The following is a 25,845-nucleotide window of genomic DNA, read 5'->3' on the forward strand; positions in this document are numbered from 1 at the left end:
ATGCTCATCCCTCGCAGGGTCAAGCACCGCAAGCAGCACCACCCGAAGCGCCGCGGTCTCGCCAAGGGCGGCACCGAGCTGGCGTTCGGCGACTACGGCATCCAGGCCGCCACGGCCGCGTACGTCACCAACCGGCAGATCGAGGCCGCGCGTATCGCCATGACGCGGCACATCAAGCGTGGCGGCAAGGTGTGGATCAACATCTACCCGGACCGCCCGCTGACGAAGAAGCCCGCCGAGACCCGCATGGGCTCCGGCAAGGGCTCGCCGGAGTGGTGGGTCGCGAACGTCAAGCCCGGGCGCGTGATGTTCGAGCTGTCGTACCCGAACGAGAAGACCGCTCGTGAGGCGCTGACCCGCGCGGCTCACAAGCTTCCGATGAAGTGCCGGATCGTCCGGCGCGAGGGTGGTGAGTCGTGATGGCCGCCGGTACCAAGGCGACCGAGCTGCGTGAGCTCTCCAACGATGACCTCGTGGAGAAGCTGCGCGAGGCCAAGGAAGAGCTGTTCAACCTCCGCTTCCAGGCGGCGACCGGACAGCTCGAGAACCACGGCCGGCTGAAGGCCGTCCGCAAGGACATCGCCCGGATCTACACCCTGATGCGCGAGCGCGAGCTCGGCATCGACACGGTGGAGAGCGCCTCATGAGCGAGACGAATGTGACCGAAGAGACCAAGACCGAACGCGGCTTCCGCAAGACCCGTGAGGGTCTCGTCGTCAGCGACAAGATGGACAAGACCGTCGTCGTCGCCGTCGAGGACCGCGTCAAGCACGCGCTGTACGGCAAGGTCATCCGCCGTACCAACAAGCTCAAGGCGCACGACGAGCAGAACGCCTGCGGCGTCGGCGACCGCGTCCTCCTCATGGAGACCCGGCCGCTGTCGGCGACCAAGCGCTGGCGCGTCGTCGAGATCCTCGAGAAGGCCAAGTAAGTATTCCTGGGGGGAGCCCCCAGGACGGTTCCGCCAGGCTCGGCGGGTCCCCGCTACCACGGGTCCCGCCGGGAACCGGCAGACGATCAGGAGATAGACGTGATCCAGCAGGAGTCGCGACTCAAGGTCGCCGACAACACGGGTGCAAAGGAGATTCTTTGCATCCGTGTGCTCGGCGGATCGGGCCGCCGCTACGCGGGTATCGGTGACGTGGTCGTCGCCACCGTCAAGGATGCGATCCCGGGTGGCAACGTCAAGAAGGGCGACGTCGTCAAGGCGGTCGTCGTGCGCACCGTCAAGGAGCGCCGCCGGCCGGACGGTTCGTACATCCGCTTCGACGAGAACGCCGCCGTCATCCTCAAGGCCGACGGCGACCCCCGCGGCACCCGTATCTTCGGCCCGGTCGGCCGTGAGCTGCGCGAGAAGAGGTTCATGAAGATCATCTCGCTCGCGCCGGAGGTGCTGTAGCACATGAAGATCAAGAAGGGCGACCTGGTTCAGGTCATCACCGGCAAGGACAGGGGCAAGCAGGGCAAGGTCATCGCGGCCTTCCCGCGCGAGGACCGCGTCCTGGTCGAGGGTGTCAACCGGGTCAAGAAGCACACCAAGGCCGGCCAGACGGCCCGCGGGTCCAAGACCGGCGGGATCATCACGACCGAGGCCCCGATTCACGTCAGCAACGTTCAGCTGGTGGTGGAGAAGGACGGCCAGAAGGTCGTGACCCGGGTCGGCTACCGCTTCGACGACGAGGGCAACAAGATCCGCGTTGCCAAGCGGACGGGTGAGGACATCTGATGACTGCCACCACCACCGTCCCGCGCCTCAAGCAGCGCTACCGGGACGAGATCCAGGCCAAGCTGAAGGACGAGTTCTCGTACGAGAACGTCATGCAGATCCCCGGCCTGACCAAGATCGTGGTCAACATGGGCGTGGGCGATGCCGCCCGCGACTCCAAGCTGATCGAGGGTGCCATCAAGGACCTCGCCACGATCACCGGCCAGAAGCCGTCCGTGACCAAGGCCCGGAAGTCCATCGCGCAGTTCAAGCTGCGCGAGGGCATGCCGATCGGCGCCCACGTCACGCTCCGCGGCGACCGGATGTGGGAGTTCCTCGACCGGCTGCTGTCGCTCGCGCTGCCGCGCATCCGCGACTTCCGCGGCCTGTCGCCGAAGCAGTTCGACGGCCGGGGCAACTACACCTTCGGTCTCACGGAGCAGGTCATGTTCCACGAGATCGACCCTGACAAGATCGACCGGGTCCGGGGCATGGACATCACCGTGGTCACCACGGCGAGCAACGACGACGAGGGCCGCGCCCTGCTTCGTCTCCTCGGCTTCCCGTTCAAGGAGGCATGAGCCGTGGCAAAGAAGGCCCTGATCGCGAAGGCCGGCCGTAAGCCGAAGTTCAAGGTGCGCGGTTACACGCGCTGCCAGCGCTGCGGCCGTCCGCACTCCGTGTACCGCAAGTTCGGCCTGTGCCGCGTGTGCCTGCGTGAGATGGCGCACCGGGGCGAGCTGCCGGGCGTGACCAAGAGCTCCTGGTGATCCGCCGGATCACCGGGACGCTTTGACCGACTACTACGCCGTAGGTCCCCGCACCACACCCGTCCTCGTACCGAGGGAGAGGGACGGTGCAGACAGGAAACCGCGGCGAGAGAGGCCGAAGGCCATCACATGACCATGACCGATCCGATCGCAGACATGCTGACCCGTCTGCGGAACGCGAACTCGGCGTACCACGACACCGTGACGATGCCGCACAGCAAGATCAAGACGCACATCGCGGAGATCCTCCAGCAGGAGGGCTACATCAGCGGCTGGAAGACCGAGGAGGCCCGGGTGGGCCAGAGCCTCGTCCTGGAGCTGAAGTACGGCCCGAACCGCGAGCGCTCGATCGCGGGTATCAAGCGGATCTCGAAGCCGGGTCTGCGGGTCTACGCAAAGTCCACCAACCTGCCGAAGGTGCTCGGCGGCCTGGGCGTGGCGATCATCTCCACCTCCCACGGGCTGCTCACCGACAAGCAGGCAGGCAAGAAGGGCGTGGGCGGGGAAGTCCTCGCCTACGTCTGGTAACGGAAGGGAACGGAGGTAAAGCCATGTCGCGTATTGGCAAGCTGCCCATCCAGGTTCCCGCCGGCGTGGACGTCACCATCGATGGCCGTACGGTCAACGTGAAGGGCCCCAAGGGCTCCCTCTCGCACACCGTCGCTGCGCCCATCGACGTCGCCCGTGGCGACGACGGCACGATCGTCGTCAGCCGCCCGAACGACGAGCGCAAGAGCCGGGCGCTGCACGGCCTGTCGCGCACCCTGGTGGCGAACATGGTCACCGGTGTGACCCAGGGCTACATGAAGAAGCTGGAGATCAGCGGGGTCGGCTACCGCGTCCAGGCGAAGGGCTCCAACCTGGAGTTCGCGCTGGGCTACAGCCACCCGATCCTCATCGAGGCCCCCGAGGGCATCACCTTCAAGGTCGAGAACCCGACGCACTTCAGCGTCGAGGGCATCGACAAGCAGAAGGTCGGCGAGGTCGCCGCGAAGATCCGCAAGCTGCGCAAGCCCGACCCGTACAAGGCCAAGGGCGTCAAGTACGAGGGCGAGTACATCCAGCGCAAGGTCGGAAAGGCGGGTAAGTAAGCCATGGCATACGGTGTGAAGATCGCCAAGGGCAGTGCCCGCAAGGCGGCCGCCGTCAAGCGCCGGCACATCCGCGTGCGGAAGAAGATCTCCGGTACGCCGGACCGCCCGCGCCTGGTCGTGACCCGCTCGAACCGCCACATGGTCGCGCAGGTCGTCGACGACATCGCCGGCCACACGGTGGCCTCGGCCTCCTCGATGGACACGTCCATCCGCGGCGCCGAGGGCGACAAGACGGCGCAGGCCAAGCAGGTCGGCGCGCTGGTCGCCGAGCGGGCGAGGGCCGCCGGAGTCGACGCCGTGGTGTTCGACCGCGGTGGCAACAAGTACGCCGGGCGCATCGCCGCTCTGGCCGACGCCGCCCGCGATGCCGGGCTGAAGTTCTGAGAGAGGAAGTCCAATGGCTGGACCCCAGCGCCGCGGTGGCGGCGCCGGCGGCGGCGAGCGGCGGGACCGGAAGGGCCGGGACGGCGGCAACGCCGCCGACAAGACCGCGTATGTTGAGCGCGTTGTCGCGATCAACCGAGTCGCCAAGGTAGTGAAGGGTGGTCGTCGCTTCAGCTTCACCGCGCTGGTCGTGGTGGGCGACGGTGACGGCACCGTGGGTGTCGGGTACGGGAAGGCCAAGGAGGTGCCGGCCGCCATCGCCAAGGGTGTCGAGGAGGCCAAGAAGCACTTCTTCAAGGTCCCCCGGATCCAGGGCACCATCCCGCACCCGATCCAGGGTGAGGAGGCCGCGGGTGTCGTGCTGCTGAAGCCGGCGTCGCCCGGTACCGGTGTGATCGCCGGTGGCCCGGTGCGTGCCGTGCTGGAGTGCGCGGGCATCCACGACGTGCTGAGCAAGTCGCTCGGCTCGTCCAACCCGATCAACATCGTGCACGCCACGACGGCCGCACTGAAGGGCCTGCAGCGCCCCGAGGAGATCGCCGCCCGCCGTGGCCTGCCGCTGGAGGACGTGGCGCCCGCCGCAATGCTGCGCGCCCGCGCTGGGGTGAACGGCTGATGGCACAGCTGAAGATCACCCAGAGCAAGTCCTACATCGGGAGCAAGCAGAACCACCGGGACACGCTGCGGACGCTCGGCCTGCGCCGGCTGAACGACAGCGTGGTCCGCGATGACAGTCCCCAGGTGCGCGGCATGGTGCACACCGTCCGCCACCTGGTGACGGTCGAGGAGGTCGACTGACATGGCCGTCCAGGACGCGGCGGAGCAGAAGCCGCTGAAGATCCACAACCTGCGGCCGGCCCCGGGCGCCAAGAAGCCGAAGACCCGTGTGGGTCGAGGCGAGGCGTCCAAGGGCAAGACCGCGGGCCGCGGCACCAAGGGCACCAAGGCCCGCTACCAGGTGCCGGAGCGCTTCGAGGGCGGGCAGATGCCGCTGCACATGCGGCTGCCGAAGCTCAAGGGCTTCAAGAACCCCGCCCGCAAGGTGTACCAGGTGGTGAACCTGGACAAGCTGGCCGAGCTCTACCCCGAGGGTGGCGAGGTCACGGTGGCCGATCTGGTCGCCAAGGGCGCGGTGCGCAAGAACGAGCTCGTGAAGGTGCTGGGCAACGGGGACGTCTCCGTGGCGCTGCAGGTGGCCGTCGACAAGGTCTCCGGCTCCGCCCGCGAGAAGATCACCGCCGCCGGCGGCTCGGTCACCGAGCGCGTCTGAGTGTGACGAGCAACCGGGGATGTCCCGCATGGGCATCCCCGGTTGGTCGTTCCACGGCAGCCGCACCCCCCGGTAAGGTGGCGTGCACTGTCCCTACCCATGTGGGCGTACGCCTGCGTGGGACGTCTACCGACCATCCGCTGAACAAATGACCCGTCAGCCCCCGTGATCAAGCATGGGGGCCGCAGGAGGCACCGTGCTCACCGCGTTCGCCCGGGCGTTCAAGACACCCGACCTGCGCAAGAAGCTGCTGTTCGTGCTGGGCATCATCGTGATCTACCGGCTCGGTGCGCAGGTTCCCGTCCCCGGAACCGACTACCAGGCCGTGCAGCAATGCATGGACGAGGCCAACGCCAACCAGGGCCTGTTCGGCCTGGTCAACATGTTCAGCGGTGGGGCCCTCCTGCAGATCACCATCTTCGCGCTGGGGATCATGCCGTACATCACGGCGAGCATCATCCTGCAGCTGCTGACGGTGGTGATCCCGCGGCTGGAGGCCCTGAAGAAGGAGGGCCAGTCCGGCACCGCGAAGATCACACAGTACACGCGCTACCTGACCGTCGCCCTCGCGATTCTGCAGGGCACCGGTCTGGTCGCCACGGCGCGCAGCGGCTCGCTCTTCCCGCAGTGTCAGGTCAACGACCAGATCATTCCCGACGACTCGATCTTCATCATCATCACGATGGTGATCTGCATGACCGCCGGTACGGCGATGGTCATGTGGCTCGGCGAGCTGATCACCGACCGCGGCATCGGCAACGGCATGTCGATGCTGATGTTCATCTCGATCGCCGCCGGCTTCCCCGGCGCCCTGTGGAACATCAAGCAGTCCGGCAAGATCATCGACGGCTGGGGCGAGTTCATCGTCGTCATCGCGCTCGGCCTGGCGATGGTCGGCCTGGTGGTCTTCGTCGAGCAGGCGCAGCGCCGCATCCCCGTGCAGTACGCGAAGCGCATGATCGGGCGCCGTTCCTACGGCGGCACCTCGACGTACATCCCGCTGAAGGTCAACCAGGCGGGCGTCATCCCGGTGATCTTCGCGTCCTCGCTGCTCTACATCCCCGCCCTGGTGGTCCAGTTCACCGGTTCCAACTCGGGCGCGGCGCAATGGGTCGAGAAGAACTTCGTCACCGGTGATCACCCCGTGTACATCCTCACGTACTTCCTCATGATCGTGTTCTTCGCGTTCTTCTACGTGGCCATCACGTTCAACCCCGAGGAAGTCGCCGACAACATGAAGAAGTACGGTGGCTTCATCCCGGGCATCCGGGCCGGCCGTCCCACCGCGGAGTACCTGAGTTACGTGCTCAACAGGATCACCTGGCCGGGCTCGCTCTATCTGGGTCTGATCGCGCTGGTACCGACAGTGGCGTTGGTGCTGTTCAACGCGAACCAGAACTTCCCCTTCGGCGGCACGAGCATCCTCATCATCGTGGGTGTCGGGCTTGAGACGGTGAAGCAGATCGAGAGCAAGCTGCAGCAGCATCACTACGAAGGGTTCCTCCGCTGATGCGAATCGTCCTCGTCGGGCCTCCCGGTGCGGGCAAGGGCACGCAGGCCGCCCTGCTCGCCAAGAACCTGTCCATTCCGCACGTCTCCACCGGTGACCTCTTCCGTGCCAACATCAGCAAGGGCACGGAGCTGGGCCGCCAGGCGAAGGCGTACATGGAGGCGGGCAACCTGGTTCCGGACGAGGTAACCGTGGGGATGGCCTGGGACCGCATGGAGCAGCCCGACGCTGCCGGCGGCTTCCTGCTGGACGGTTTCCCGCGGAACGTGGCGCAGGCGGTGTCGCTCGACGGGCTGCTGAAGGAGGCCGGTCTTGAGCTGGACGCCGTGCTCGACCTGGAGGTGCCGGAGGACGAGGTCGTCAAGCGCATCGCCGGCCGGCGGATCTGCCGGAACGACAGCAGCCACGTCTTCCACGTCACGTACTCCCCGCCGGAGCGCGAGGGCGTGTGCGACATCTGCGGCGGCGAGCTGTACCAGCGCGACGACGACAACGAGGACACGGTCCGGCGCCGGCTGGAGGTCTACCACGAGGAGACCGAGCCGATCATCGACTACTTCAAGGCCCAGGGCCTGGTGACGACGATCTCGGCGCTCGGCTCGGTCGCCGAGGTCACCCGGCGGGCGATGGAGGCGCTGCCGGGCGAGGTGCCGGCAGACCGGTCCTGAGCCGCCTGTAGCAGCCGCGGAACACCCAGCCGGTCCCCGCCCGCCCGCGGGGGCCGGCTGACGCGGTTCCACGGCCGTACGGGCCCCTGCACGGCCCGTGGCCGGCTGGGCGTACGATCCTTGCGCCACGGGCCCGTACGACCCCTGTACGACCCTTCTACGCCCACCGCACCGGGCCCCGACCGGCGGCCCGCGGCGGGCACGTATCGTGGACGGGGGAGACGTCCCTCGCCGGCCCAGGAGGCAGCAGCCGTCATGGTGGAGATCAAGACCCCGGAACAGATCGCGAAGATGCGGGCCGCCGGCCTCGTCGTCGCGGCCATGCACCAGGCGTGCGCCGCCGCCGCCGTTCCCGGGGCCACCACGAAGGACCTCGACGAGATCGCCGCCAAGGTCCTCGCCGACCACGGCGCCAAGCCGAACTTCCTGGGGTACGGGGGCTTCCCCGGCAACATCTGCACCTCGGTCAACGACGTCGTCGTCCACGGCATCCCCGACCGCGAGACCGTGCTCCGCGAGGGCGACGTGATCTCCATCGACGCCGGCGCCATCGTCGACGGCTGGCACGCGGACGCCGCCATCACCGCCTTCGTCGGCTCCGGGCACAAGGCGGAGCTGCACGAGCTGAGCCGGGTGACCGAGGAGTCCATGTGGGCTGGCATCGCGGCCGTCCGCAAGGGCAACCGGCTGGTGGACATCTCCGCGGCCATCGAGGGCTACATCCGCCGCCAGCCGCGTCCGGCCGCCGGCAAGTACGGCATCGTCGAGGACTACGGCGGCCACGGCATCGGCTCGCAGATGCACATGGACCCGCACCTGCTGAACTACGTCGACAGGCGCCGCGGCCGCGGCCCCAAGCTCGTCCCGGGCTTCTGCATCGCGATCGAGCCGATGGTCAGCCTCGGCACCCCGCGCACGCACGTGCTGGCCGACGAGTGGACGGTCAAGACGGACGACGGAAGCTGGTCGAGCCACTGGGAGCACTCCGTGGCCCTCACCGAGGCCGGCCCGCTGGTGCTGACGGCTCCGGACGGCGGCCGCGAGAAGCTCGCGGCGTACGGGATCACGGCGGCCCCGGACCCGCTGGACTGAGGCCGCGGCGCACGCGGGGGCGCCCGGTTCGCCACGCGCTTAATGATCTTGCGGAGCGGGCACACTCCCGATTTCGCCTTTCTGGTGCGGTCGCGTAGACTGACTCGTCGGTCCCCGTGCACCCGTGTGCCCAGGACCATCCAGGTAGCCGAATCCGGAAGGTGAAGCGCTCAAGCATGGCCAAAAAACAAGGGGCCATCGAGATCGAGGGCACCGTCGTCGAGTCTCTGCCGAACGCGATGTTCAAGGTGGAGCTCCAGAACGGGCACCAGGTCCTCGCGCACATCAGCGGCAAGATGCGGATGCACTACATCCGTATCCTTCCCGACGACAGGGTCGTGGTGGAGCTGTCTCCGTACGACCTGACGCGCGGACGGATCGTCTACCGCTACAAGTAGATCTTGCTTCGTCCCGCTCCCGTGGGGCGGGGCACCGACCCGGAGAACCTCCAGACACATGAAGGTCAAGCCGAGCGTCAAGAAGATCTGCGACAAGTGCAAGGTGATCCGCCGCCACGGCCGGGTCATGGTCATCTGCGAAAACCTGCGCCACAAGCAGCGCCAGGGCTGACGTACACCGACCCATCGCCTCGCACCGCTCGCAGCTCATCGCGCGACGCAACAAGCGAACAAGTAAAGAAGCAGTCACCCGACCCCCACGAATGTGTGTGGGACGAAACCCCCGGCTCGGAGGCCGGGGACCCGGCTCGTAGCGAAATACGGGAACGGTGCTGCGGAAGACCTCCGACCAGACACAGGAGCCTTCAATGGCACGCGTTGCAGGTGTCGACATTCCGCGCGAGAAGCGCGTGGAGGTCGCCCTCACCTACGTGTTCGGCATCGGCCGGACGCTCTCCCAGCAGACGCTGGCCGCGACCGGGGTGAACCCCGACACCCGCGTCCGTGATCTGACCGAGGAAGAGCTCGTCAAGATCCGCGAGTTCGTGGACAACAACCTCAGGACCGAGGGTGACCTCCGCCGGGAGATCCAGGCGGACATCCGGCGCAAGGTCGAGATCGGCTGCTACCAGGGCCTGCGGCACCGCCGCGGACTGCCCGTCCACGGTCAGCGCACCTCCACCAACGCCCGCACCCGCAAGGGCCCGCGTCGCGCCATCGCCGGCAAGAAGAAGCCGGGCAAGAAGTAGTCCGCAGCGGTCCGCTCCGTGCGCCCGCATCGCTGCAGGACCGACCACCTCCACGGGAGATAACACCGAATGCCTCCGAAGAGCCGAGCGGCCGGGGCCAAGAAGGTCCGCCGCAAGGAAAAGAAGAACGTGGCCCATGGCCACGCTCACATCAAGAGCACGTTCAACAACACGATCATCTCGATCACCGACCCGTCCGGGAACGTGATCTCGTGGGCCTCCGCCGGCCATGTCGGCTTCAAGGGCTCGCGCAAGTCGACGCCCTTCGCCGCCCAGATGGCCGCCGAGTCCGCCGCCCGTCGTGCTCAGGAGCACGGCATGCGCAAGGTCGACGTCTTCGTGAAGGGTCCCGGCTCCGGCCGTGAGACCGCGATCCGCTCCCTCCAGGCCACCGGCCTCGAGGTCGGGTCCATCCAGGACGTCACCCCCACCCCGCACAACGGCTGCCGCCCGCCGAAGCGCCGCCGGGTCTGAGAAAAGCGAAGTAGGAGACGACAAGACATGGCGCGTTACACCGGGGCCGACTGCAAGCGTTGCCGTCGGGAGAAGCAGAAGCTCTTCCTCAAGGGAGCCAAGTGCGAGAGCGCTAAGTGCCCGATCGAGATCCGTCCTTACCCCCCGGGTGAGCACGGGCGCGGGCGCACCAAGGACAGCGAGTACCTGCTGCAGAAGCGCGAGAAGCAGAAGTGCGCGCGCATCTACGGGGTGCTGGAGAAGCAGTTCCGCGGTTACTACAACGAGGCCAACCGGCAGTCCGGCAAGACCGGTGAGAACCTGCTGCGCATCCTCGAAACGCGGCTGGACAACGTGGTCTACCGGGCCGGCTTCGCCAAGTCCCGCGACCACGCCCGCCAGCTCGTCCGGCACGGCCACATCACGGTGAACGGGCGCAAGACCGACATCCCGTCGGCCCGCGTCGTGCCGAGCGACATCATCGAGGTCCGCGAGTCCTCCAGGAACCTGACCCCCTTCGCGGTGGCGCAGGCGGAGGCCGGCGACAGGACCGTCCCGGCCTGGCTGGAGGCGATCCCGTCGAAGCTGCGGATCCTCGTGCACAGCCTGCCCGAGCGCCAGGTGATCGACACCCAGGTGCAGGAGCAGCTCATCGTCGAGCTCTACTCGAAGTAACCCTTCGGGCGGAAGCTCGCAGGTACGGGCGGTATGGCGCGTTTGCGTCGTGCCGCCCGTACCCTGGTCGGTACAGCGGGCGTCAAATAGCGGGCGCCCACGACTGAAGGAACACACACATGCTGATCGCTCAGCGTCCCTCTCTCACCGAAGAGGTCGTCGAGGAGTACCGCTCCCGGTTCGTCATCGAGCCGCTGGAGCCCGGCTTCGGCTACACCCTCGGCAACTCCCTCCGCCGTACGCTCCTCTCCTCGATCCCGGGTGCCGCCGTCACCAACATCCGGATCGACGGCGTTCTGCACGAGTTCACCACCGTGCCGGGCGTCAAGGAGGACGTCACCGACCTCATCCTCAACATCAAGCAGCTCGTCATCTCCTCCGAGCACGACGAGCCCGTCGTGATGTACCTGCGCAAGCAGGGCCCGGGCGTGGTGACCGCCGCCGACATCGCCCCGCCGGCCGGCGTCGAGGTGCACAACCCGGACCTGGTCCTGGCCACGCTCAACGGCAAGGGCAAGCTGGAGATGGAGCTGACCGTCGAGCGCGGCCGCGGCTACGTCTCCGCCGTGCAGAACAAGCAGGTCGGCCAGGAGATCGGCCGGATCCCGGTCGACTCCATCTACTCGCCGGTCCTCAAGGTCAGCTACAAGGTCGAGGCGACCCGTGTCGAGCAGCGCACGGACTTCGACAAGCTGATCGTCGACATCGAGTCCAAGCCGTGCATGCGCCCCCGCGACGCGGTGGCCTCCGCCGGCAAGACCCTGGTCGAGCTCTTCGGCCTGGCCCGTGAGCTGAACATCGACGCCGAGGGCATCGACATGGGCCCGTCCCCCACGGACGCCGCCCTGGCCGCGGATCTGGCGCTGCCGATCGAGGAGCTGGAGCTCACGGTCCGCTCGTACAACTGCCTCAAGCGCGAGGGCATCCACTCGGTGGGCGAGCTCGTGGCCCGCTCCGAGGCGGACCTCCTCGACATCCGCAACTTCGGCGCCAAGTCGATCGACGAGGTCAAGGCGAAGCTGGCCGGCATGGGCCTGGCCCTGAAGGACAGCCCGCCCGGATTCGACCCCACCTCGGCCGCCGACACCTTCGGCGCCGACGACGACGCCGACGCCGGCTTCGTCGAGACCGAGCAGTACTGACGTCCCGGGGGGCGCGACGCCCCCCGGACCCCGATCACCGGTACCTGACACGGCCGGTGCGGTAAAGGAGAAACACCATGCCGAAGCCCACCAAGGGCGCCCGACTGGGCGGCGGCGCGGCGCACGAGCGCGCCATGCTGCGGAACCTGGCCACCGCTCTCTTCGAGCACGGTCGCATCACCACGACCGAGGCCAAGGCCCGCAGGCTGCGTCCGTACGCCGAGCGGCTGGTGACCAAGGCGAAGAAGGGCGACCTTCACAACCGCCGCCAGGTCATGCAGCTCATCTCGGACAAGAGCGTGGTGCACACGCTGTTCACCGAGATCGGTCCGCGGTACGACAACCGCCCGGGCGGCTACACCCGGATCACCAAGATCGGCAACCGTCGCGGCGACAACGCCAAGATGGCGGTGATCGAGCTGGTCGAGGCGCTGACCGTGCAGCAGGAGGCGGTCGGCGAGGCCGAGGCGGCGACGAAGCGCTCCGCGAAGGACGTGGCGGGCGAGGAGGCGGCGGCCGGTCTGAAGAAGGACGCGGAGGCCCCCGAGGCGGCGGACGCCACCGAGGCCGAGGCCGCTGAGGCCGAGGCCGGCGAGGCTGCCGAGTCCGCTGAGGGCAAGGACGCCAAGGACGCCTGACACGCGTTTCGTGCATGACGACGGGCCCGTTTCCCTCCGGGGGAGCGGGCCCGTCGCGCTGAGAGGAACAGGGCAGTGAGTGACGAGGTGGCGGCCGGCTTCGTACGGGTGCGGCTGGACCTGTCGTACGACGGGAGCGGCTTCTCCGGCTGGGCGCGGCAGCGCGAGGGTCAGCGGACCGTGCAGGAGGAGCTGGAGACGGCGCTGCGCGTCGTCCTGCGGGCGCCCGCGCCGTACGAGCTGACGGTGGCGGGCCGTACGGACGCGGGGGTGCACGCGCGGGGGCAGGTGGCGCACGTCGACCTGCCGGAGTCGGTGTGGGCGGGGCAGGGGGAGCGGGGAGAACTGCTGCTGAGGCGGCTGGCGGGGCGGCTGCCGCACGATGTCCGGGTCTGGCGGGTGACCGCCGCACCGCCGCACTTCAACGCCCGGTTCTCGGCGATCTGGCGCCGCTACGCGTACCGCGTCGGCGACGACCCCGGCGGCGTCGACCCGCTGCTGCGCGGCCACGTGCTGTGGCACAACCGGCCGCTGGACGTGGCCGCGATGAACGCGGCGGCGGAGCTGCTGCTCGGGGAACACGACTTCGCGGCCTTCTGCAAGCGCCGGGAGGGGGCGACGACGATCCGGCGGCTGCTGGACCTGCGGTGGTCGCGGCGGGCAGACGGGGTGCTGGAGGCGACGGTCAAGGCGGACGCCTTCTGCCACAACATGGTGCGGGCGCTGGTCGGCGCGATGCTTTTCGTCGGCGACGGGCACCGGGAGCCGGAGTGGGTGGGACGGGTGCTGGGGGCAGCGGTACGGGACTCGGCGGTGCAGGTCGTGCGTCCGCACGGGCTGACGCTGGAGGAGGTGGGCTATCCGCCGGACGAGGCCCTGGCAGCCCGCAACACAGCCTCCCGCCGCCTCCGCACCCTGGGCGCCGACTAGGGGGTTGTTCCCCGACCCCGCCCCTTCCCGAACCCGAGGGCTCGGCCCCCGGGCCCCTGCGTGCTCCCTCGCCCGTCCGGCTGCGCCCACGGCGTCCCAAGCCCCGCCGCCATCCCTGAGCCCGCCCTCCGCCCCTCCGCCGGGTGACCCGCGCCCCCAGCCCCGTGTGCCTGGGCCTCGGGTGCTCCCGGCATGGGTTGGGTGGGGGGATGCGTTTTCTTGCCGGTTTCTGTTGCCTTCTTCTCCTCGCCGCCTGTGCCGCCCCCTCCTCCCCCGACCCCGCCCCTGACGCCCGGCCCCGTGCCCACTGCCGCGGTGTCGACTGTCTGCGCCACATGACCCTCGCCGAGAAGGCCGGGCAGATGATCCAGGTGCAGAACGCCTTCCTCGGCGACCCCCGCGACCTCACCCGTCTCGGCATCGGCGCCATGCTCAGCGCCGGTGACGACGGCGGGCCCCGCGGCGGGGGCAGCGACGCCGCCGCCTGGGCCCGGATGGTCGACGGGTATCAGCGGGCCGCCCTGCGCAGCAGGCTGCGCATTCCGTTGCTCTACGGGGCCGACGCCGTGCACGGCATGAGCGGTACCACCGGGTCCGTGATCTTCCCGCACCACATCGGTATGGGCGCCACCCGCGACCCCGCCCTCGTCCGCCGCACCGAGCGCGTCGCGCGGGACGAGACGCTCGGCGCCGGGGTGCGGTGGGCGTTCACGCCGTGCGTGTGCGTGCCGCAGGACGTGCGGTGGGGGCGTACGTACGAGGGGTACGCCGAGGATCCCGCCCTCGTGGGGAAGCTGGGCGCCGCCTCCGTGCGCGGGTTCCAGGGGGCCGCCCTCGGCCCCCGTTCCGTGCTCGCCACCGCCAAGCACTTCCTCGGCGACGGCGCCACCGCCTACGGCACCGCCACCGGCGAAGGCCGGCTCCTCGACCAGGGCGACGTACGGGTCACAGAAAAGGAGCTGCGCCGCGTCCACCTCGCCCCGTACCGCGACGCCATCGCCGCCGGCGTCGGCTCCGTCATGGCCAGCTACAGCAGCGTCCACGGCACGAAGACCCACGGCGACCGGCGCCTCCTCACCGGCTTGCTCAAGGGCGAACTCGGCTTCCGCGGCTTCGTCGTCAGCGACTACGACGCCGTGCAGCAGCTCCCCGGCAAGGACCTCGCCGCCCAGGTCGCGCGCGCCGTCAACGCCGGAATCGACATGGTCATGGTCTCCAGGGACTACCGCGGCGTGCACCGCGCCCTCGTCGGCGGCGTCCGCCGCGGGGACATCCCCCGGCAGCGCGTGGACGACGCCGTAGGCCGCATCCTCGCGGCCAAGGACCGCCTCGGGCTCTTCGACCGCCCCTTCACCGCCCCCGCCCGTACCGCCGCCGTCGGCTCCCCCCGGCACCGCGCCGTCGCGCGGCAGGCCGTACGGGCCTCGCAGGTGCTGCTCCGCAACGAGCGCGGCGCCCTGCCGCTGCCGCGGCGCGGCCCGTACCGCATCGTCGTCGGCGGCAACGGCGCCGACGACCTGGGGCGGCAGCTCGGCGGCTGGTCGGTCGGCTGGCAGGGCGGTACGGGCCGGACGACGCGGGGGACGACCTTCGTCCAGGCGCTGCGGGCCGCCACCGCCGGCACCGGCATCGAGGTGGCGACCGAGGGCCGCGGCGATGTCGGGATCTGGGTCGGTGGCGAGGATCCGTACGCGGAGTGGTTCGGCGACTCCGAGACCCTGGCGCTGGGGGCGCGGAACGAGGCCGATCTCGCCGACGTGTGCGGGCGCACGAAGACCTGCGTGGGCGTCCTGTACTCCGGGCGGCCGCTGGTGCTGGGGAAGGCCCTGGCGCGCACGGACGCCTTCGTGGCGGCGTGGCTGCCGGGGACGGAGGCGCGCGGGATCACGGACGCGCTCTTCGGGGCCGGGTTCAGCGGGCGGCTGCCGGTCACCTGGCCGCGCCGGGCGGCGGACGGGGCGGTGTCCCGGGAGGCGGGGGCGAAGCCCCTGTTCCGGTACGGGCACGGGCTTCGGCCCTACTGAAGTGAGGGGTGCCCGCGGTGTCTTTCCCGTCTTCTACGGGGGCGGGTTCCCCCGCCCCCGTCGCCCCTACCTCGCCGCGAACACCTCCGTGAACCCCTCCCGCCACGTCGGGTGCCCCGGCTGCCACGCCAACTCGCTCTTCGCCTTGTCGTTCGACGCCCCCCGGCCTTCCGTCATCACCATCGTCACCCACTTCCCCGCAGCCAGCCGCGCCAGCCACACCGGCACCCGCCGCGGGGGCCGCGCGCCCATCGCCGCCGCCAGCCGCGGCAGCCACTCCCTCTGTGCCGCGGGGTCGTCGTCCGTGATGTTGTAGATGCCCGGTGCGCCCCGTTCCACCGCCGCGGCCGTCGCCGCCGCCGCGTCTTCGATGTGGATCAGCGACAGCACTCCCTCGCCGCGGCCCACCACCGGCAGGAGGCGCTTGCGCACCATCTCCGCCTGCTCGCCGCCCGGGTAGATCGTCGTGCCGGGGCCGTAGAAGCCGCCGTAGCGCAGGACGATGCCCTCGATGCCGGGGGCGGTGGTGACCGCCTCCTCCAGGTGCTTCATGGCGCCCAGGCTCTTCTCGGTGCCGGGGGGCGGGGTGCTGTCGAGCGGGTCCTCCTCGGTCTTGATCCGGCCGCCCTCGCGCTTGTACGGCCAGCCGGCGAAGCTCTGCGCGATGAACCGGCGGGTGCCGGTCTCGGCGGCCGCCGCCAGCAGGTTGTCGGTGCCCTCGCTGCGCAGCCGGTTGGTGGTGGCGAAGACGGTGTCGAGGTTGCGGAGTTCGCGGGCGCTCAGGCCGGTCTGCTGGGAGAGGGCGGTGGCCTCGTGCACGATCACCTCGGGGGCGGCGTCCGCCACCGCTTCCCGTACGGCCGCCGCGTCGAGCACGTCGAGTACGACCGGCTCCGCGCCCGCCGCGCGCAGCCGCTCCGTCTTCGCCTCGCTGGTGGTGGTGCCGGTGACGGTGTGTCCGGCCGCGGTGAGCAGGGGTACGAGTCGGCTGCCGAGGGCGCCCGTGGCGCCGGTGACCAGGATCTTCATGGGTCCAGCGGACCACCGCGCACGCCCTCGTACCACGCTGGTTGCCCCGTTCGGGGGCTGTCCGCCACCCGAAAGGCGGGCCGGGCTACTGCTCGGTTGACTTCAGGGCCTGCTCCCGGCCGCGGTCCATGATGCGGCGGTAGACGTACGCGCCGGTGTCCCGTACGGCCTCGCTCGTCGGGGCGTCGTCGGCGGTGACGGCCTTGCCGTCGGCGTAGCCGGCGATGGTGAAGTAGGCGTAGCGGCCGAGGGTGTTGCTCGTCAGCCGGCAGGCGGTGGCGCGGCAGAACTCGGGGACGCCCTGGCCGGGCAGCGACTCCAGGTTGCCCTTCGCCTGCTCGGCGGTGCGGGCGGCCGGGCCCTCGTCGGCGAAGGCGGCGACGCCGACGGTGACCGCGGTGCCCTCGCGGGTGAACGTGGCGCGCAGCAGCCGGTCGCAGCCGTTGGCGGTGAGGATCTTGCCGAGCTTGCTGGAGGCGCCGGAGGCGCAGTCGCGGGTGCTGTGGGTGGCCCTGCGTTCGTACGTGTGGCCGCTGACGGTGATCTTCGCGTTGGGGAAGAAGCTGTCGACGGTCAGCGGGGCCGTGTCCTTGTCCGCGGAGGCGATGAACTCCTTGGGGTCCGGCGGCGGGGCCACCGAGGAGAACGACGGGTCGCCCTTGCCGCTCTCGCTCCCCGCGCCGGATATCCGGTCCTCCGAGGCGCTGCTCGACGGATCGTCGTCGCCGCCTGAGGTGGTGACGACCGCCGCGGCGACGGCGCCGGCTATCACGACCGTGGCCAGCGCCCCGCCGACGATCGTCATCAGCCGCCGCTTGCGGCGCCGCTCGGCGGCCGCGGAGTCGGCGAGCGCGCTCCAGTCGGGCGCGGGCCCGCCGGATCCCGGCGGACCGAAGCCCGATCCCTGCCCCTGCCCCCCGGGGCTGCCGTAGCCGCCCCCCTGCCCGAAGCTCATGGCGGGCATCTTAACCGGGCCCACCGTCACCCGGACGGCGGCGTGGGGGCGTTGGGCGCCGCGGGGGCGGTCCGGGGGCGTACGGGAGACGGTGTGGGTTCTGTACGGCGCGGAAAACCCGTTTCGCCGGGGCGCCGCGGGCCGCGAGGATGGGGTGTATGGGACACCTGGAGGCCGCGCACCTGGAGTACTACCTGCCGGACGGGCGGCCGCTGCTCGGCGACGTCTCGTTCCGCGTCGGCGAGGGCGCAGCCGTGGCGCTGGTGGGGGCCAACGGGGCGGGGAAGACGACCCTGCTGCGGCTGCTCGCCGGGGAGCTGCAGCCGCACGGCGGCAGCATCTCGACCGGCGGCGGGCTGGGCGTGATGCCGCAGTTCGTCGGCTCGGTGCGGGACGAGCGTACGGTCCGTGACCTGCTGGTCTCCGTCGCCCAGCCGCGGATCCGGACGGCCGCCGCGGCGGTCGACGAGGCCGAGTTGGTGCTGGGGGTTCGGGGGGCTGCTCCCCCGGAAAGGCACAGTATGGAGCGCGACGACGAGCGCGCCCAGCTCGCGTACGCGCAGGCGCTGAGCGACTGGGCGGAGGCCCGGGGGTACGAGGCGGAGACGCTGTGGGACAAGTGCACGACGGCCGCCCTGGGCGTGCCGTACGAGCGGGCCCAGTGGCGCGAGGTGCGTACGTTGTCGGGCGGCGAGCAGAAGCGGCTGGTGCTGGAGGCGCTGCTGCGCGGTACGGACGAGGTGCTGCTGCTCGACGAGCCGGACAACTATCTGGACGTGCCGGGCAAGTTGTGGCTGGAGCAGCAGCTCCGCGAGACGCCGAAGACGGTGCTGTTCGTCAGCCACGACCGGGAGCTGCTGGCGCGCAGCGCGGAGAAGATCGTCAGCGTCGAGCCGGGCCCCGCGGGCAGCGACGTGTGGGTGCACGGGGGCGGCTTCGGCACGTACCACCAGGCGCGCAAGGAGCGCTTCGAGCGGTTCGAGGAGCTGCGCAGGCGCTGGGACGAGGAGCACGCGAAGCTCAAGCGGCTGGTCATCATGTACAAGCAGAAGGCCGCGTTCAACTCCGACATGGCCTCGCGCTACCGGGCCGCGCAGACGCGGCTGCGGAAGTTCGAGGAGGCCGGCCCGCCGATGGCGCCGCCGCGGGAGCAGGACATCCGGATGCGGCTGCGCGGCGGGCGGACCGGGGTGCGGGCGATCACGTGCGAGGAGCTGGAGCTGAGCGGGCTGATGAGCCCGTTCTCGCTGGAGGTCTTCTACGGCGAGCGGGTCGCGGTGCTCGGCTCGAACGGCTCGGGCAAGTCGCACTTCCTGCGGCTGCTGGCGGGGGGCCCCGCGGGAGAGGCAGTGGCGCACAGCGGGGCGTGGAAGCTGGGCGCCCGCGTGGTGCCTGGGCACTTCGCGCAGACCCATGCGCACCCGGAGCTGCAGGGGCGCACGCTGCTGGACATCCTGTGGAAGGACCACGCGAAGGACAAGGGCGCGTCGATGTCGGCCCTGCGGCGGTACGAGCTGGACCGGGCGGCGGAGCAGCCCTTCGACCGGCTTTCCGGCGGCCAGCAGGCCCGTTTCCAGATCCTGCTGCTGGAGCTGGAGGGGTCGACGGCGCTGCTGCTCGACGAGCCGACGGACAACCTCGACCTGGAGAGCGCGGAGGCGCTCCAGGAGGGGCTTGAGGCGTACGAGGGGACGGTGCTGGCGGTGACGCACGACCGCTGGTTCGCGCGCAGCTTCGACCGGTTCCTGCTCTTCGGCGCGGACGGCCGGGTCCGGGAGACGCCGGAGGCCGTCTGGGACGAGGGCCGGGTGGCCCGGCGGCGTTGATCTTCCGGGGCCCGACGGGGGCGGGCCGGCGCCCGGGGGAGCGGCAGGGGTGTTTTGACCTGGTGGCGCGGGCCCCGGTATTCTGCTGGATTGTTGTGCGTATTGGCTGCTCGTTCTCACGCGTGAGGCCGTTACGCCTGGTCCACCAGGACGATTGATCAGCGATCACCGTCGGTTTGCGTCGCCGGCGCGGTCTACTGCTGCCGTGATCTCCGGGTGACCTTGTCAGAGAACACCCACTGAAGAAGCGAAGGCTACGACCGTGCGTACGTACAGCCCCAAGCCCGGCGACGTCCAGCGTCAGTGGCACGTCATCGACGCCACCGACGTCGTTCTGGGCCGCCTGGCCTCCCAGGTCGCCCAGTTGCTGCGTGGCAAGCACAAGCCGGTGTACGCGCCTCACGTCGACGCTGGTGACTTCGTCATCATCATCAACGCCGACAAGGTGCACCTCTCCGGCAACAAGCGGACCCAGAAGCTGGCCTACCGCCACTCCGGCTACCCCGGCGGTCTCCGCTCCGTCCGCTACGACGAGCTGATGGACAAGAACCCGGAGAAGGCCGTCGAGAAGGCCGTCCGCGGCATGCTGCCCAAGAACACCCTGGGCCGTCAGATGCTCAGCAAGCTGAAGGTGTACCGCGGTGCCGAGCACCCGCACGCCGCTCAGCAGCCGGTCCCGTACGAGATCACCCAGGTCGCGCAGTAGTCCCGGCCACACCCCCTAGAGACAGAGAAGCTGAGGAGAATCGTGGCTGAGACCACCGCTGAGGCGCCCGTCGAGGACGTCGAGGAGTACACCACCGAGACGCCCGCCGAGGACTACACCACCGAGTCCGTCGCGGCGCGCTTCGGCGAACCGCAGCCGGCCGCGGGCACCGGGCGCCGCAAGAACGCCATCGCCCGGGTGCGCATCGTCCCGGGCTCCGGCAAGTGGAAGATCAACGGCCGCACCCTGGAGGGGTACTTCCCCAACAAGGTGCACCAGCAGGAAGTCAACGAGCCCTTCAAGGTGCTGGAGCTGGACGACCGTTACGACGTCGTCGCCCGCATCGCCGGCGGCGGCATCTCCGGCCAGGCCGGCGCGCTGCGTCTGGGTGTGGCCCGTGCGCTCAACGAGGCGGACGCGGACAACAACCGCGGCCCGCTGAAGAAGGCCGGCTTCCTGACCCGTGACGACCGCGCGGTCGAGCGGAAGAAGGCCGGTCTGAAGAAGGCCCGTAAGGGAACGCAGTACAGCAAGCGCTGATCATCGTACTGCTACTGTGCGCAGAAGCCGTCCGTAAACCCCCGTCGTCCGCCCGCAGGGCGGGCGACGCGGCGTCTGGTGCCGTGCATCGCAAGGCGGAGGGTCGCCCTCATACCGGGCGTATTTGGGCGATCCTGACAACGCAGCGAGGTGCGGTGCCAGGCGTCGCGTCGCAGACGGGGGTTTGCGGACGGCTTCTCGCCCCGGCGGCCCCCGGAGACAGATCCGGGAGGGCGCCGGGGCGCGCTTGTATGGTCGGCATACGGTCCGCGGGTATGGTCACGTGAGGACTTTTAACGGTCCGTAGCCGAACATACTCGCTCAGAATTGAGCACTCGGGAGCACTCGGAGGAGATCAGTGGGACGACTCTTCGGCACCGATGGCGTGCGCGGCGTCGCCAACGCGGACCTCACCGCGGAGATGGCCCTCGGGCTGTCCGTGGCGGCGGCACACGTGCTCGCCATCGCCGACGCCGCCCAGCCGGCCGGCCAGCGCCCGAAGGCGGTGGTCGGGCGCGATCCACGGGCGTCCGGAGAGTTCCTGGAGGCGGCCGTCGTCGCCGGACTGGCCAGCGCGGGCGTCGACGTGCTGCGCGTCGGCGTGCTGCCGACCCCCGCGGTCGCGTACCTCACCGGCGCGCTCGACGCCGACCTCGGTGTGATGCTCTCCGCCAGCCACAACCCGATGCCCGACAACGGCGTGAAGTTCATCGCCCGCGGCGGCCACAAGCTCTCCGACGAGCTGGAAGACGAGATCGAGGAGCTCTACCACAAGCACGAGCGCGGCGAGCCCTGGGAGCGTCCGACCGGCGCCGGTGTCGGCCGCGTCCAGCGCTACGAGCAGGGCTTCGACCGCTACGTCGCCCATCTGCTGGGCGTCCTGCCGCACCGCCTCGACGGGCTCAAGGTCGTCGTCGACGGCGCCCACGGCGCCGCCGCCCGCGTCTCCCCGGAGGCGTTCCAGCGGGCCGGCGCCGAGGTGATCTCCATCGGCACGGAACCCACCGGCCTCAACATCAACGACGGCTACGGCTCCACCCACCTCGACCAGCTCAGCGCCGCCGTCGTCGAGCACGGCGCCGACCTCGGCATCGCCCACGACGGCGACGCCGACCGCTGCCTCGCCGTCGACGCCGCCGGCAAGGAGATCGACGGCGACCAGATCCTCGCCGTCCTCGCCCTCGGGCTGCGCGAGGCCGGCCGGCTGCGCAAGAACACCGTCGTCGCCACCGTCATGTCCAACCTCGGCTTCAAGCTCGCGCTGGAGCGCGAGGGCGTGGGCCTGATCCAGACCGCGGTCGGCGACCGCTACGTGCTGGAGGAGATGAAGCGCGGCGGCTACGCCCTCGGCGGCGAGCAGTCCGGCCACGTCATCGTCCTCGACCACGCCACCACCGGCGACGGCACGCTCACCGGCCTGCTGCTCGCCTCCCGGGTGGCCGCCAGCGGCCGGCCGCTGGCGGAACTGGCGGCGGTGATGGACCGGCTGCCGCAGGTGCTGATCAACGTGCGGGACGTCGACAAGTCCCGGGTCGCCAGCGCCCCGGAGCTGCGCCAGGCCGTCCTGGAGGCGGAGCGCGAGCTGGGCGCCACGGGGCGGGTGCTGCTGCGCTCGTCCGGTACGGAGCCGGTGGTGCGGGTCATGGTGGAGGCGGCCGACATCGACCAGGCGCGGTCGGTGGCGGGGAAGCTGGCGGACGTGGTGAAGTCGGCGCTGGGCTGAGGCGGTTGTTGCTGCCGGTGCCGGTGCCGGTGCCGGTGCCGGTGCCGGTGCCGGTGCCGTGCGCCGTGCTGGGCTCCCGCCCCGTACGGCGTACGGACGTCAGAGCCGCCGCTGCGGCTGCTGCGCCGCGGCCCGGGTCTGCTGGAGGTGCTGGCCGAGCGTCTGTTCCGTGTGCCAGGCCCAGTACAGCTTCTGCGCCAGCAGCGTCAGCGTCCCGGCGACGACGATGCCCAGCAGGTTGAGCAGCAACTGCTCGGACGAGCCGCGCGCCTGCCCCCAGTCGCCGTAGCTGACCGCGACCGCCGCGTTGGCCGCCGCCGGCACCGTCGTCACCGAGATCGCGACGCCCACCAGCGCCCCGGACTTCGACGACGTCAGCGACAGCGTGCCCGCCGTCCCCGCCAGCAGCGCGACGATGAACGAGAACCAGTCCGGCGCGAAGATGAACCCCGTCTGCGGACGAACGGCTTCCAGATCCGTCTCCGTGAACAGCCCGAAGGTGTCCATCATCACGCTGAAGGCCACGGTCAGCGCCATCGCCGCCGCGAACCCCGCGAGCAGCGCCACCAGCGTCCGCCCCACCAGCCGCGGCCGCCACTGCACCAGCGCCACGCACAGCCCCGCCACCGGACCGAACTCCGGCCCCACCGCCATCGCCCCGACGATGAGGATCGCGCTGTCGATCATCACGCCGCAGGCGGCGAGCAGCGTGGCGACGCCGAGCATGGCGAGGTACGTGAGCGACAGCGTCGACTCCTCGTGCGTCTCCTCGACCAGCGACTCCCACACCACCGCGTCCGCCGCCTCGCCCGGCGCGGCCTCCTCGGCCTGGTCGGCGCGGCGCGAGAGCGTCAGGTCGACATGGTCGACGCAGACCGCCCCCTCGTCGTACAGCCCGCGCAGGCGCAGTTCCTGGAGCAGCTTGTCGGCGGCCTCACGGGCGATGTCGCACAGCACGACGTCGCCCTCGGGGTCGAGGGAGGCGCCGCGGAGCACGGCGAGGTGGGCGGTGCCGACGGTCTTGTGCAGGAGCCCGACGACCTCTGCGGTACGGGCGGCGGGGCACTGGATCCGCAGGTGCAGCATGCGCCGAGGTTAGCGGGTGCCGGGAGGCGGGATTCCGTACAACCGTCCGACGGCGGGACGCGTAGCGCGCGCCAGAGCGCTAGAGCTTGCGCAGGGAGAGGCGCTGGACCTTGTGGTCCGGGCCCTTGCGCAGGATGAGGGTGGCGCGGCCGCGGGTGGGGGCGATGTTCTGGCGCAGGTTGGGCTCGTTGATGGTGCGCCAGTTGCGTTTCCCGTACGCCATCGCCTCGGCCTCCGGCACCTCGGCGTAGCGGCGGAAGTACGACAGCGGGTTCTGGAAGGCCGTCTCGCGCAGCTTGCGGAACCGCTCGACGTACCAGCGCTCGATGTCCTCGATACGGGCGTCCACGTACACGCTGAAGTCGAAGAAGTCGGCGAGCGTGACGCGGGTGCGGCCGTCGCGGCCGGGGAGCGCGGGCTGGAGGACGTTGAGGCCCTCGACGATGAGTATGTCGGGGCGCTGCACCTTCAGCCGCTCGCCGGGGACGATGTCGTACGTGAGGTGGTCGTAGACCGGCGCGGTGACCTCGTCTTTCCCGGACTTCACGTCGGCGACGAAGCGGGTCAGCGCGCGGCGGTCGTACGACTCGGGGAAGCCCTTGCGCGACATCAGCCCGCGGGCTTCGAGCTCGGAGTTGGGCAGCAGGAACCCGTCGGTGGTGACGAGTTCCACGCGCGGGTGCTCGGGCCAGCGCGCGAGCAGCGCCTGGAGCAGCCGCGCGACGGTCGACTTGCCGACGGCCACGCTGCCGGCGACGCCGATGACGAACGGGGTGCCGGCCTGGGGGCCCGCGGTCTCGCCGGGGTCGCCGAGGAAGGTGTTGACGGCGTCCCGCAGGCCGTGGGTGGCGCCGACGTAGAGGTTGAGCAGGCGGGAGAGGGGCAGGTAGACGTCCCGCACCTCGTCGAGGTCGATCACGTCGCCGAGGCCGCGCAGCCGCTCGACCTCCGCCGCGGACAGCGGCAGCGGGGTCCGGTCCCGCAGGGCGCTCCACTCGGCGCGGGAGAGGTCGACGTACGGGGAGGGGCTGTGCGTGCTCGTCGGCGAGGCCACGGGGCCATTGTGCGCGGGCGTGCGGCGGGACGCGCGGGCGGGGCGTGCCCTACCCCTAGGCCGGGGCCGGGCGGAGGGTTAAGGTCCGGATGCGCATTCGAATCTAGGGGGGCGAGATGTCAGCGATGCGGACGGTTTGGCACGAGAGACGCAGGCAGTTCGCGGCGGCGGGCGCCCGGCGGCGGCGGGCCCGGGGCGCGCGCGAGGCGTTCGCGGGCCGGGTCAGGGGCGACCTGGCGGCGGAGCTGCCGGACGAGGACCTGGGGGAGGACCTGGTCGAGTCGCTCGACCTGTACCGCATGGGCAGCAAGCCGCGCTGCGAGGAGGTGGAGTACCTGGACCTGGTGCAGGAGGCGGTGGAACGGATGGCGTGGGGCAGATAGCCCGCGGTCACCCCTCGATCACCCCTCGGCGATGACGACGGCGGAGGCGACGCCGGCGTCGTGGCTCAGCGACACGTGCCAGGTACGCACCCCCAGCTCGGCGGCGCGCGCGGCGACGGTGCCGCGGACGCGGAGGTGGGGCCGCCCGTTGTCGTACACGCACACCTCGGCGTCGTGCCAGTGCAGCCCGGGGGGTCCCCCCAGCGCCTTGGCCAGCGCCTCCTTGGCCGCAAACCGCACCGCCAGCGAGGCGACCCCCCGTCGCCCCCCGTCGGGCAGCACCTGCTCGGCAGGGAGAAACAGCCGATCCGCCAACTCCGGCGTCCGCTCCAACGCCGCCCCGAACCGCCCCACCTCGGCGACATCGATCCCGACCCCGACGATTCCACTCATGCGCGGCAGAGTAACGGGTACCGCACCAGCGCCGGGTTTGCCGATGCCCCGACCCGTAGCGTGACGCCCCACGCGTCGGCGAACCGCGCCGGCCGACGTGATCGACGTGGGCGGGGACCCTCGTCCTGGCCCGCTGTACCACCTGCTGGAGCGCGACGACCGCGAGCGGGCCCTCGCCGAGGCGCGGCGGGTCACCCGGCCGGGGGGTCTCGTCGCGGCGGCGGCGATCGGCCGGTACGCCTCCGTCTTCGAGCACACGGCGACCCACACTGCTCGCCAAGGACCGTGTCCACGACGCCGTACGCGACATCCTGACCACCGGCCGCCACGATCCCGGGCGCAAGGGCTTCACCGCCGCGTACTTCCACACGGCGGCGGAACTGGAGGGTGAACTGCGCGACGCGGGGTTGGGCGAGGTGACCCTTTACGGGGTCGAAGGCCCCGGCTGGGCGCAGCTCAAGGCCGTCGAGCAGGACGCGGGGCGGCCGTTGGCCGAGAATCACCCGGCGTTCGAGGCAGCCCTGCGGGCGGCTCGGCTGGCCGACGGCCATCCGGACCTGCTGGCCGCCGCGTCCCACCTGCTGGCGGTCGCCCGGCGGTGAGGGCGGTGGGGACCGGCTGCGGGGCTTTGCGGGGCGGGGGAGGATG

General features: G+C 70.6%; 36 protein-coding genes. 31 read left to right on the top strand and 5 right to left on the bottom strand.

Annotation, left to right across the window (positions count from 1 at the left end):
* From rplP to OG946_RS22620, 25 genes are all read left to right on the top strand, one after another.
* Positions 1–420 carry a 50S ribosomal protein L16 gene (gene rplP / locus OG946_RS22500; RefSeq protein ID WP_027754754.1) on the top strand — a complete coding sequence of 140 codons (420 nt, stop codon included), beginning with the start codon at positions 1–3 and terminating at the stop codon, positions 418–420.
* Complete coding sequence (rpmC, locus tag OG946_RS22505; RefSeq protein WP_047017569.1) at positions 420–647, top strand: 50S ribosomal protein L29; 228 nt, start codon at positions 420–422, stop codon at positions 645–647. Before rplP ends, rpmC begins: the two co-directional genes overlap by 1 nt.
* Entirely contained in the window at positions 644–931 is a 288-nt protein-coding gene (gene rpsQ / locus OG946_RS22510; protein WP_101422272.1) for a 30S ribosomal protein S17, read from the top strand. Before rpmC ends, rpsQ begins: the two co-directional genes overlap by 4 nt.
* A gap of 99 nt (positions 932–1,030) precedes the next feature.
* Positions 1,031–1,399, top strand: coding sequence for a 50S ribosomal protein L14 (gene rplN, locus OG946_RS22515; protein WP_018834838.1), 369 nt, complete (start codon positions 1,031–1,033; stop codon positions 1,397–1,399).
* A 3-nt stretch (positions 1,400–1,402) separates the two neighbouring features.
* Positions 1,403–1,726 (top strand): 50S ribosomal protein L24, encoded by a 324-nt coding sequence (rplX, locus tag OG946_RS22520; RefSeq protein ID WP_027754750.1) that lies wholly within the window; start codon positions 1,403–1,405, stop codon positions 1,724–1,726.
* Entirely contained in the window at positions 1,726–2,286 is a 561-nt protein-coding gene (gene rplE / locus OG946_RS22525) for a 50S ribosomal protein L5 (protein ID WP_018834836.1), read from the top strand. The genes rplX and rplE overlap by 1 nt, the downstream gene beginning before the upstream one ends.
* A 3-nt stretch (positions 2,287–2,289) precedes the next feature.
* Complete coding sequence (locus OG946_RS22530) at positions 2,290–2,475, top strand: type Z 30S ribosomal protein S14 (RefSeq protein WP_018834835.1); 186 nt, start codon at positions 2,290–2,292, stop codon at positions 2,473–2,475.
* A 129-nt stretch (positions 2,476–2,604) separates the two neighbouring features.
* Positions 2,605–3,003 carry a 30S ribosomal protein S8 gene (rpsH, locus tag OG946_RS22535; RefSeq protein WP_018834834.1) on the top strand — a complete coding sequence of 133 codons (399 nt, stop codon included), beginning with the start codon at positions 2,605–2,607 and terminating at the stop codon, positions 3,001–3,003.
* A gap of 23 nt (positions 3,004–3,026) precedes the next feature.
* Positions 3,027–3,566, top strand: coding sequence for a 50S ribosomal protein L6 (gene rplF, locus OG946_RS22540; RefSeq protein WP_326797835.1), 540 nt, complete (start codon positions 3,027–3,029; stop codon positions 3,564–3,566).
* A gap of 3 nt (positions 3,567–3,569) precedes the next feature.
* A complete protein-coding gene (gene rplR / locus OG946_RS22545; RefSeq protein ID WP_326797836.1) occupies positions 3,570–3,953 on the top strand; it encodes a 50S ribosomal protein L18 in 384 nt (127 codons plus the stop codon).
* A 13-nt stretch (positions 3,954–3,966) separates the two neighbouring features.
* Positions 3,967–4,569, top strand: coding sequence for a 30S ribosomal protein S5 (gene rpsE / locus OG946_RS22550; protein WP_018834831.1), 603 nt, complete (start codon positions 3,967–3,969; stop codon positions 4,567–4,569).
* Complete coding sequence (rpmD, locus tag OG946_RS22555; RefSeq protein ID WP_027746238.1) at positions 4,569–4,751, top strand: 50S ribosomal protein L30; 183 nt, start codon at positions 4,569–4,571, stop codon at positions 4,749–4,751. The genes rpsE and rpmD overlap by 1 nt, the downstream gene beginning before the upstream one ends.
* A gap of 1 nt (position 4,752) precedes the next feature.
* The gene (gene rplO / locus OG946_RS22560) at positions 4,753–5,223 is read left to right on the top strand and encodes a 50S ribosomal protein L15 (RefSeq protein WP_018834829.1); all 471 of its coding nucleotides are present in this window, start codon (positions 4,753–4,755) and stop codon (positions 5,221–5,223) included.
* A 196-nt stretch (positions 5,224–5,419) separates the two neighbouring features.
* Entirely contained in the window at positions 5,420–6,733 is a 1,314-nt protein-coding gene (gene secY / locus OG946_RS22565; protein ID WP_326797837.1) for a preprotein translocase subunit SecY, read from the top strand.
* On the top strand, positions 6,733–7,401 hold the full coding sequence (locus tag OG946_RS22570) for an adenylate kinase (RefSeq protein ID WP_326797838.1): 669 nt from the start codon (positions 6,733–6,735) through the stop codon (positions 7,399–7,401). Before secY ends, OG946_RS22570 begins: the two co-directional genes overlap by 1 nt.
* A gap of 255 nt (positions 7,402–7,656) precedes the next feature.
* Entirely contained in the window at positions 7,657–8,493 is an 837-nt protein-coding gene (gene map, locus OG946_RS22575) for a type I methionyl aminopeptidase (protein WP_326797839.1), read from the top strand.
* Between the two features lie 176 nt (positions 8,494–8,669).
* Positions 8,670–8,891: a translation initiation factor IF-1 gene (gene infA / locus OG946_RS22580; protein ID WP_003948620.1), complete on the top strand. Its 222-nt coding sequence runs from the start codon at positions 8,670–8,672 to the stop codon at positions 8,889–8,891.
* 58 nt (positions 8,892–8,949) lie between these two features.
* Positions 8,950–9,063, top strand: coding sequence for a 50S ribosomal protein L36 (gene rpmJ, locus OG946_RS22585; RefSeq protein ID WP_009740505.1), 114 nt, complete (start codon positions 8,950–8,952; stop codon positions 9,061–9,063).
* Between the two features lie 196 nt (positions 9,064–9,259).
* Complete coding sequence (gene rpsM / locus OG946_RS22590) at positions 9,260–9,640, top strand: 30S ribosomal protein S13 (protein ID WP_027772208.1); 381 nt, start codon at positions 9,260–9,262, stop codon at positions 9,638–9,640.
* Positions 9,641–9,709: 69 nt separating this feature from the next.
* Complete coding sequence (gene rpsK, locus OG946_RS22595) at positions 9,710–10,114, top strand: 30S ribosomal protein S11 (RefSeq protein WP_018834824.1); 405 nt, start codon at positions 9,710–9,712, stop codon at positions 10,112–10,114.
* A gap of 27 nt (positions 10,115–10,141) precedes the next feature.
* On the top strand, positions 10,142–10,768 hold the full coding sequence (rpsD, locus tag OG946_RS22600; RefSeq protein ID WP_047017578.1) for a 30S ribosomal protein S4: 627 nt from the start codon (positions 10,142–10,144) through the stop codon (positions 10,766–10,768).
* A gap of 119 nt (positions 10,769–10,887) precedes the next feature.
* Positions 10,888–11,910, top strand: a complete 1,023-nt coding sequence (locus tag OG946_RS22605) for a DNA-directed RNA polymerase subunit alpha (RefSeq protein ID WP_018834822.1) — start codon at positions 10,888–10,890, stop codon at positions 11,908–11,910.
* Positions 11,911–11,987: 77 nt separating this feature from the next.
* Positions 11,988–12,548: a 50S ribosomal protein L17 gene (gene rplQ / locus OG946_RS22610; RefSeq protein ID WP_326797840.1), complete on the top strand. Its 561-nt coding sequence runs from the start codon at positions 11,988–11,990 to the stop codon at positions 12,546–12,548.
* 75 nt (positions 12,549–12,623) lie between these two features.
* Positions 12,624–13,478, top strand: coding sequence for a tRNA pseudouridine(38-40) synthase TruA (truA, locus tag OG946_RS22615; protein ID WP_326797841.1), 855 nt, complete (start codon positions 12,624–12,626; stop codon positions 13,476–13,478).
* 335 nt (positions 13,479–13,813) lie between these two features.
* Positions 13,814–15,502 carry a glycoside hydrolase family 3 protein gene (locus OG946_RS22620; RefSeq protein ID WP_326797842.1) on the top strand — a complete coding sequence of 563 codons (1,689 nt, stop codon included), beginning with the start codon at positions 13,814–13,816 and terminating at the stop codon, positions 15,500–15,502.
* Positions 15,503–15,568: 66 nt separating this feature from the next.
* Here OG946_RS22620 and OG946_RS22625 read toward each other — a convergent pair whose 3' ends face one another.
* Together OG946_RS22625 and OG946_RS22630 are read right to left on the bottom strand one after the other, a co-directional pair.
* Positions 15,569–16,531, bottom strand: coding sequence for an NAD-dependent epimerase/dehydratase family protein (locus tag OG946_RS22625; protein ID WP_326797843.1), 963 nt, complete (start codon positions 16,529–16,531; stop codon positions 15,569–15,571).
* An 85-nt stretch (positions 16,532–16,616) separates the two neighbouring features.
* Positions 16,617–17,486 (bottom strand): hypothetical protein, encoded by an 870-nt coding sequence (locus OG946_RS22630; protein WP_326797844.1) that lies wholly within the window; start codon positions 17,484–17,486, stop codon positions 16,617–16,619.
* A gap of 158 nt (positions 17,487–17,644) precedes the next feature.
* Here OG946_RS22630 and OG946_RS22635 point away from each other — a divergent pair, with 158 nt between their 5' ends.
* From OG946_RS22635 to glmM, 4 genes are all read left to right on the top strand, one after another.
* Positions 17,645–19,312, top strand: coding sequence for an ABC-F family ATP-binding cassette domain-containing protein (locus OG946_RS22635; protein WP_326797845.1), 1,668 nt, complete (start codon positions 17,645–17,647; stop codon positions 19,310–19,312).
* A 262-nt stretch (positions 19,313–19,574) separates the two neighbouring features.
* Positions 19,575–20,018, top strand: coding sequence for a 50S ribosomal protein L13 (gene rplM, locus OG946_RS22640; protein ID WP_027772201.1), 444 nt, complete (start codon positions 19,575–19,577; stop codon positions 20,016–20,018).
* Positions 20,019–20,060: 42 nt separating this feature from the next.
* Positions 20,061–20,558 (top strand): 30S ribosomal protein S9, encoded by a 498-nt coding sequence (rpsI, locus tag OG946_RS22645; protein WP_326797846.1) that lies wholly within the window; start codon positions 20,061–20,063, stop codon positions 20,556–20,558.
* Positions 20,559–20,916: 358 nt separating this feature from the next.
* Complete coding sequence (gene glmM, locus OG946_RS22650; RefSeq protein WP_326797847.1) at positions 20,917–22,281, top strand: phosphoglucosamine mutase; 1,365 nt, start codon at positions 20,917–20,919, stop codon at positions 22,279–22,281.
* A gap of 99 nt (positions 22,282–22,380) precedes the next feature.
* Here the strand turns inward: glmM and OG946_RS22655 are convergent, their stop codons facing one another.
* Together OG946_RS22655 and coaA are read right to left on the bottom strand one after the other, a co-directional pair.
* Positions 22,381–23,367: a DUF389 domain-containing protein gene (locus OG946_RS22655; RefSeq protein ID WP_326797848.1), complete on the bottom strand. Its 987-nt coding sequence runs from the start codon at positions 23,365–23,367 to the stop codon at positions 22,381–22,383.
* Between the two features lie 79 nt (positions 23,368–23,446).
* A complete protein-coding gene (gene coaA / locus OG946_RS22660) occupies positions 23,447–24,421 on the bottom strand; it encodes a type I pantothenate kinase (RefSeq protein WP_326797849.1) in 975 nt (324 codons plus the stop codon).
* Between the two features lie 116 nt (positions 24,422–24,537).
* On the opposite strand from coaA, the gene OG946_RS22665 reads away from it, so the two are divergent.
* Positions 24,538–24,804 carry a hypothetical protein gene (locus OG946_RS22665; protein WP_326797850.1) on the top strand — a complete coding sequence of 89 codons (267 nt, stop codon included), beginning with the start codon at positions 24,538–24,540 and terminating at the stop codon, positions 24,802–24,804.
* A gap of 18 nt (positions 24,805–24,822) precedes the next feature.
* Here the strand turns inward: OG946_RS22665 and OG946_RS22670 are convergent, their stop codons facing one another.
* The gene (locus OG946_RS22670) at positions 24,823–25,197 is read right to left on the bottom strand and encodes a holo-ACP synthase (RefSeq protein ID WP_326797851.1); all 375 of its coding nucleotides are present in this window, start codon (positions 25,195–25,197) and stop codon (positions 24,823–24,825) included.
* Between the two features lie 416 nt (positions 25,198–25,613).
* Between OG946_RS22670 and OG946_RS22675 the strand changes: the two genes are divergently transcribed.
* Entirely contained in the window at positions 25,614–25,799 is a 186-nt protein-coding gene (locus OG946_RS22675; RefSeq protein ID WP_326797852.1) for a hypothetical protein, read from the top strand.
* Positions 25,800–25,845: the final 46 nt, after the last annotated feature.

Source organism: Streptomyces sp. NBC_01808 (assembly GCF_035917395.1).
Lineage (GTDB): Bacteria > Actinomycetota > Actinomycetes > Streptomycetales > Streptomycetaceae > Streptomyces.

Excerpts from the sequence above, each read along its gene's own strand:
- rplP (WP_027754754.1), top strand. The coding sequence starts at position 1 with ATGCTCATCCCTCGCAGGGTCAAGCACCGCAAGCAGCACCACCCGAAG.
- rpmC (WP_047017569.1), top strand. The coding sequence starts at position 420 with ATGGCCGCCGGTACCAAGGCGACCGAGCTGCGTGAGCTCTCCAACGAT.
- rpsQ (WP_101422272.1), top strand. The coding sequence starts at position 644 with ATGAGCGAGACGAATGTGACCGAAGAGACCAAGACCGAACGCGGCTTC.
- rplX (WP_027754750.1), top strand. The coding sequence starts at position 1,403 with ATGAAGATCAAGAAGGGCGACCTGGTTCAGGTCATCACCGGCAAGGAC.
- rplE (WP_018834836.1), top strand. The coding sequence starts at position 1,726 with ATGACTGCCACCACCACCGTCCCGCGCCTCAAGCAGCGCTACCGGGAC.
- rpsH (WP_018834834.1), top strand. The coding sequence starts at position 2,605 with ATGACCATGACCGATCCGATCGCAGACATGCTGACCCGTCTGCGGAAC.
- rplF (WP_326797835.1), top strand. The coding sequence starts at position 3,027 with ATGTCGCGTATTGGCAAGCTGCCCATCCAGGTTCCCGCCGGCGTGGAC.
- rplR (WP_326797836.1), top strand. The coding sequence starts at position 3,570 with ATGGCATACGGTGTGAAGATCGCCAAGGGCAGTGCCCGCAAGGCGGCC.
- rpsE (WP_018834831.1), top strand. The coding sequence starts at position 3,967 with ATGGCTGGACCCCAGCGCCGCGGTGGCGGCGCCGGCGGCGGCGAGCGG.
- rpmD (WP_027746238.1), top strand. The coding sequence starts at position 4,569 with ATGGCACAGCTGAAGATCACCCAGAGCAAGTCCTACATCGGGAGCAAG.
- rplO (WP_018834829.1), top strand. The coding sequence starts at position 4,753 with ATGGCCGTCCAGGACGCGGCGGAGCAGAAGCCGCTGAAGATCCACAAC.
- OG946_RS22570 (WP_326797838.1), top strand. The coding sequence starts at position 6,733 with ATGCGAATCGTCCTCGTCGGGCCTCCCGGTGCGGGCAAGGGCACGCAG.
- map (WP_326797839.1), top strand. The coding sequence starts at position 7,657 with ATGGTGGAGATCAAGACCCCGGAACAGATCGCGAAGATGCGGGCCGCC.
- infA (WP_003948620.1), top strand. The coding sequence starts at position 8,670 with ATGGCCAAAAAACAAGGGGCCATCGAGATCGAGGGCACCGTCGTCGAG.
- rpmJ (WP_009740505.1), top strand. The coding sequence starts at position 8,950 with ATGAAGGTCAAGCCGAGCGTCAAGAAGATCTGCGACAAGTGCAAGGTG.
- rpsM (WP_027772208.1), top strand. The coding sequence starts at position 9,260 with ATGGCACGCGTTGCAGGTGTCGACATTCCGCGCGAGAAGCGCGTGGAG.
- rpsK (WP_018834824.1), top strand. The coding sequence starts at position 9,710 with ATGCCTCCGAAGAGCCGAGCGGCCGGGGCCAAGAAGGTCCGCCGCAAG.
- rpsD (WP_047017578.1), top strand. The coding sequence starts at position 10,142 with ATGGCGCGTTACACCGGGGCCGACTGCAAGCGTTGCCGTCGGGAGAAG.
- OG946_RS22605 (WP_018834822.1), top strand. The coding sequence starts at position 10,888 with ATGCTGATCGCTCAGCGTCCCTCTCTCACCGAAGAGGTCGTCGAGGAG.
- rplQ (WP_326797840.1), top strand. The coding sequence starts at position 11,988 with ATGCCGAAGCCCACCAAGGGCGCCCGACTGGGCGGCGGCGCGGCGCAC.
- OG946_RS22620 (WP_326797842.1), top strand. The coding sequence starts at position 13,814 with ATGACCCTCGCCGAGAAGGCCGGGCAGATGATCCAGGTGCAGAACGCC.
- OG946_RS22625 (WP_326797843.1), bottom strand. The coding sequence starts at position 16,531 with ATGAAGATCCTGGTCACCGGCGCCACGGGCGCCCTCGGCAGCCGACTC.
- OG946_RS22630 (WP_326797844.1), bottom strand. The coding sequence starts at position 17,486 with ATGAGCTTCGGGCAGGGGGGCGGCTACGGCAGCCCCGGGGGGCAGGGG.
- OG946_RS22635 (WP_326797845.1), top strand. The coding sequence starts at position 17,645 with ATGGGACACCTGGAGGCCGCGCACCTGGAGTACTACCTGCCGGACGGG.
- OG946_RS22655 (WP_326797848.1), bottom strand. The coding sequence starts at position 23,367 with ATGCTGCACCTGCGGATCCAGTGCCCCGCCGCCCGTACCGCAGAGGTC.
- OG946_RS22665 (WP_326797850.1), top strand. The coding sequence starts at position 24,538 with ATGTCAGCGATGCGGACGGTTTGGCACGAGAGACGCAGGCAGTTCGCG.
- OG946_RS22670 (WP_326797851.1), bottom strand. The coding sequence starts at position 25,197 with ATGAGTGGAATCGTCGGGGTCGGGATCGATGTCGCCGAGGTGGGGCGG.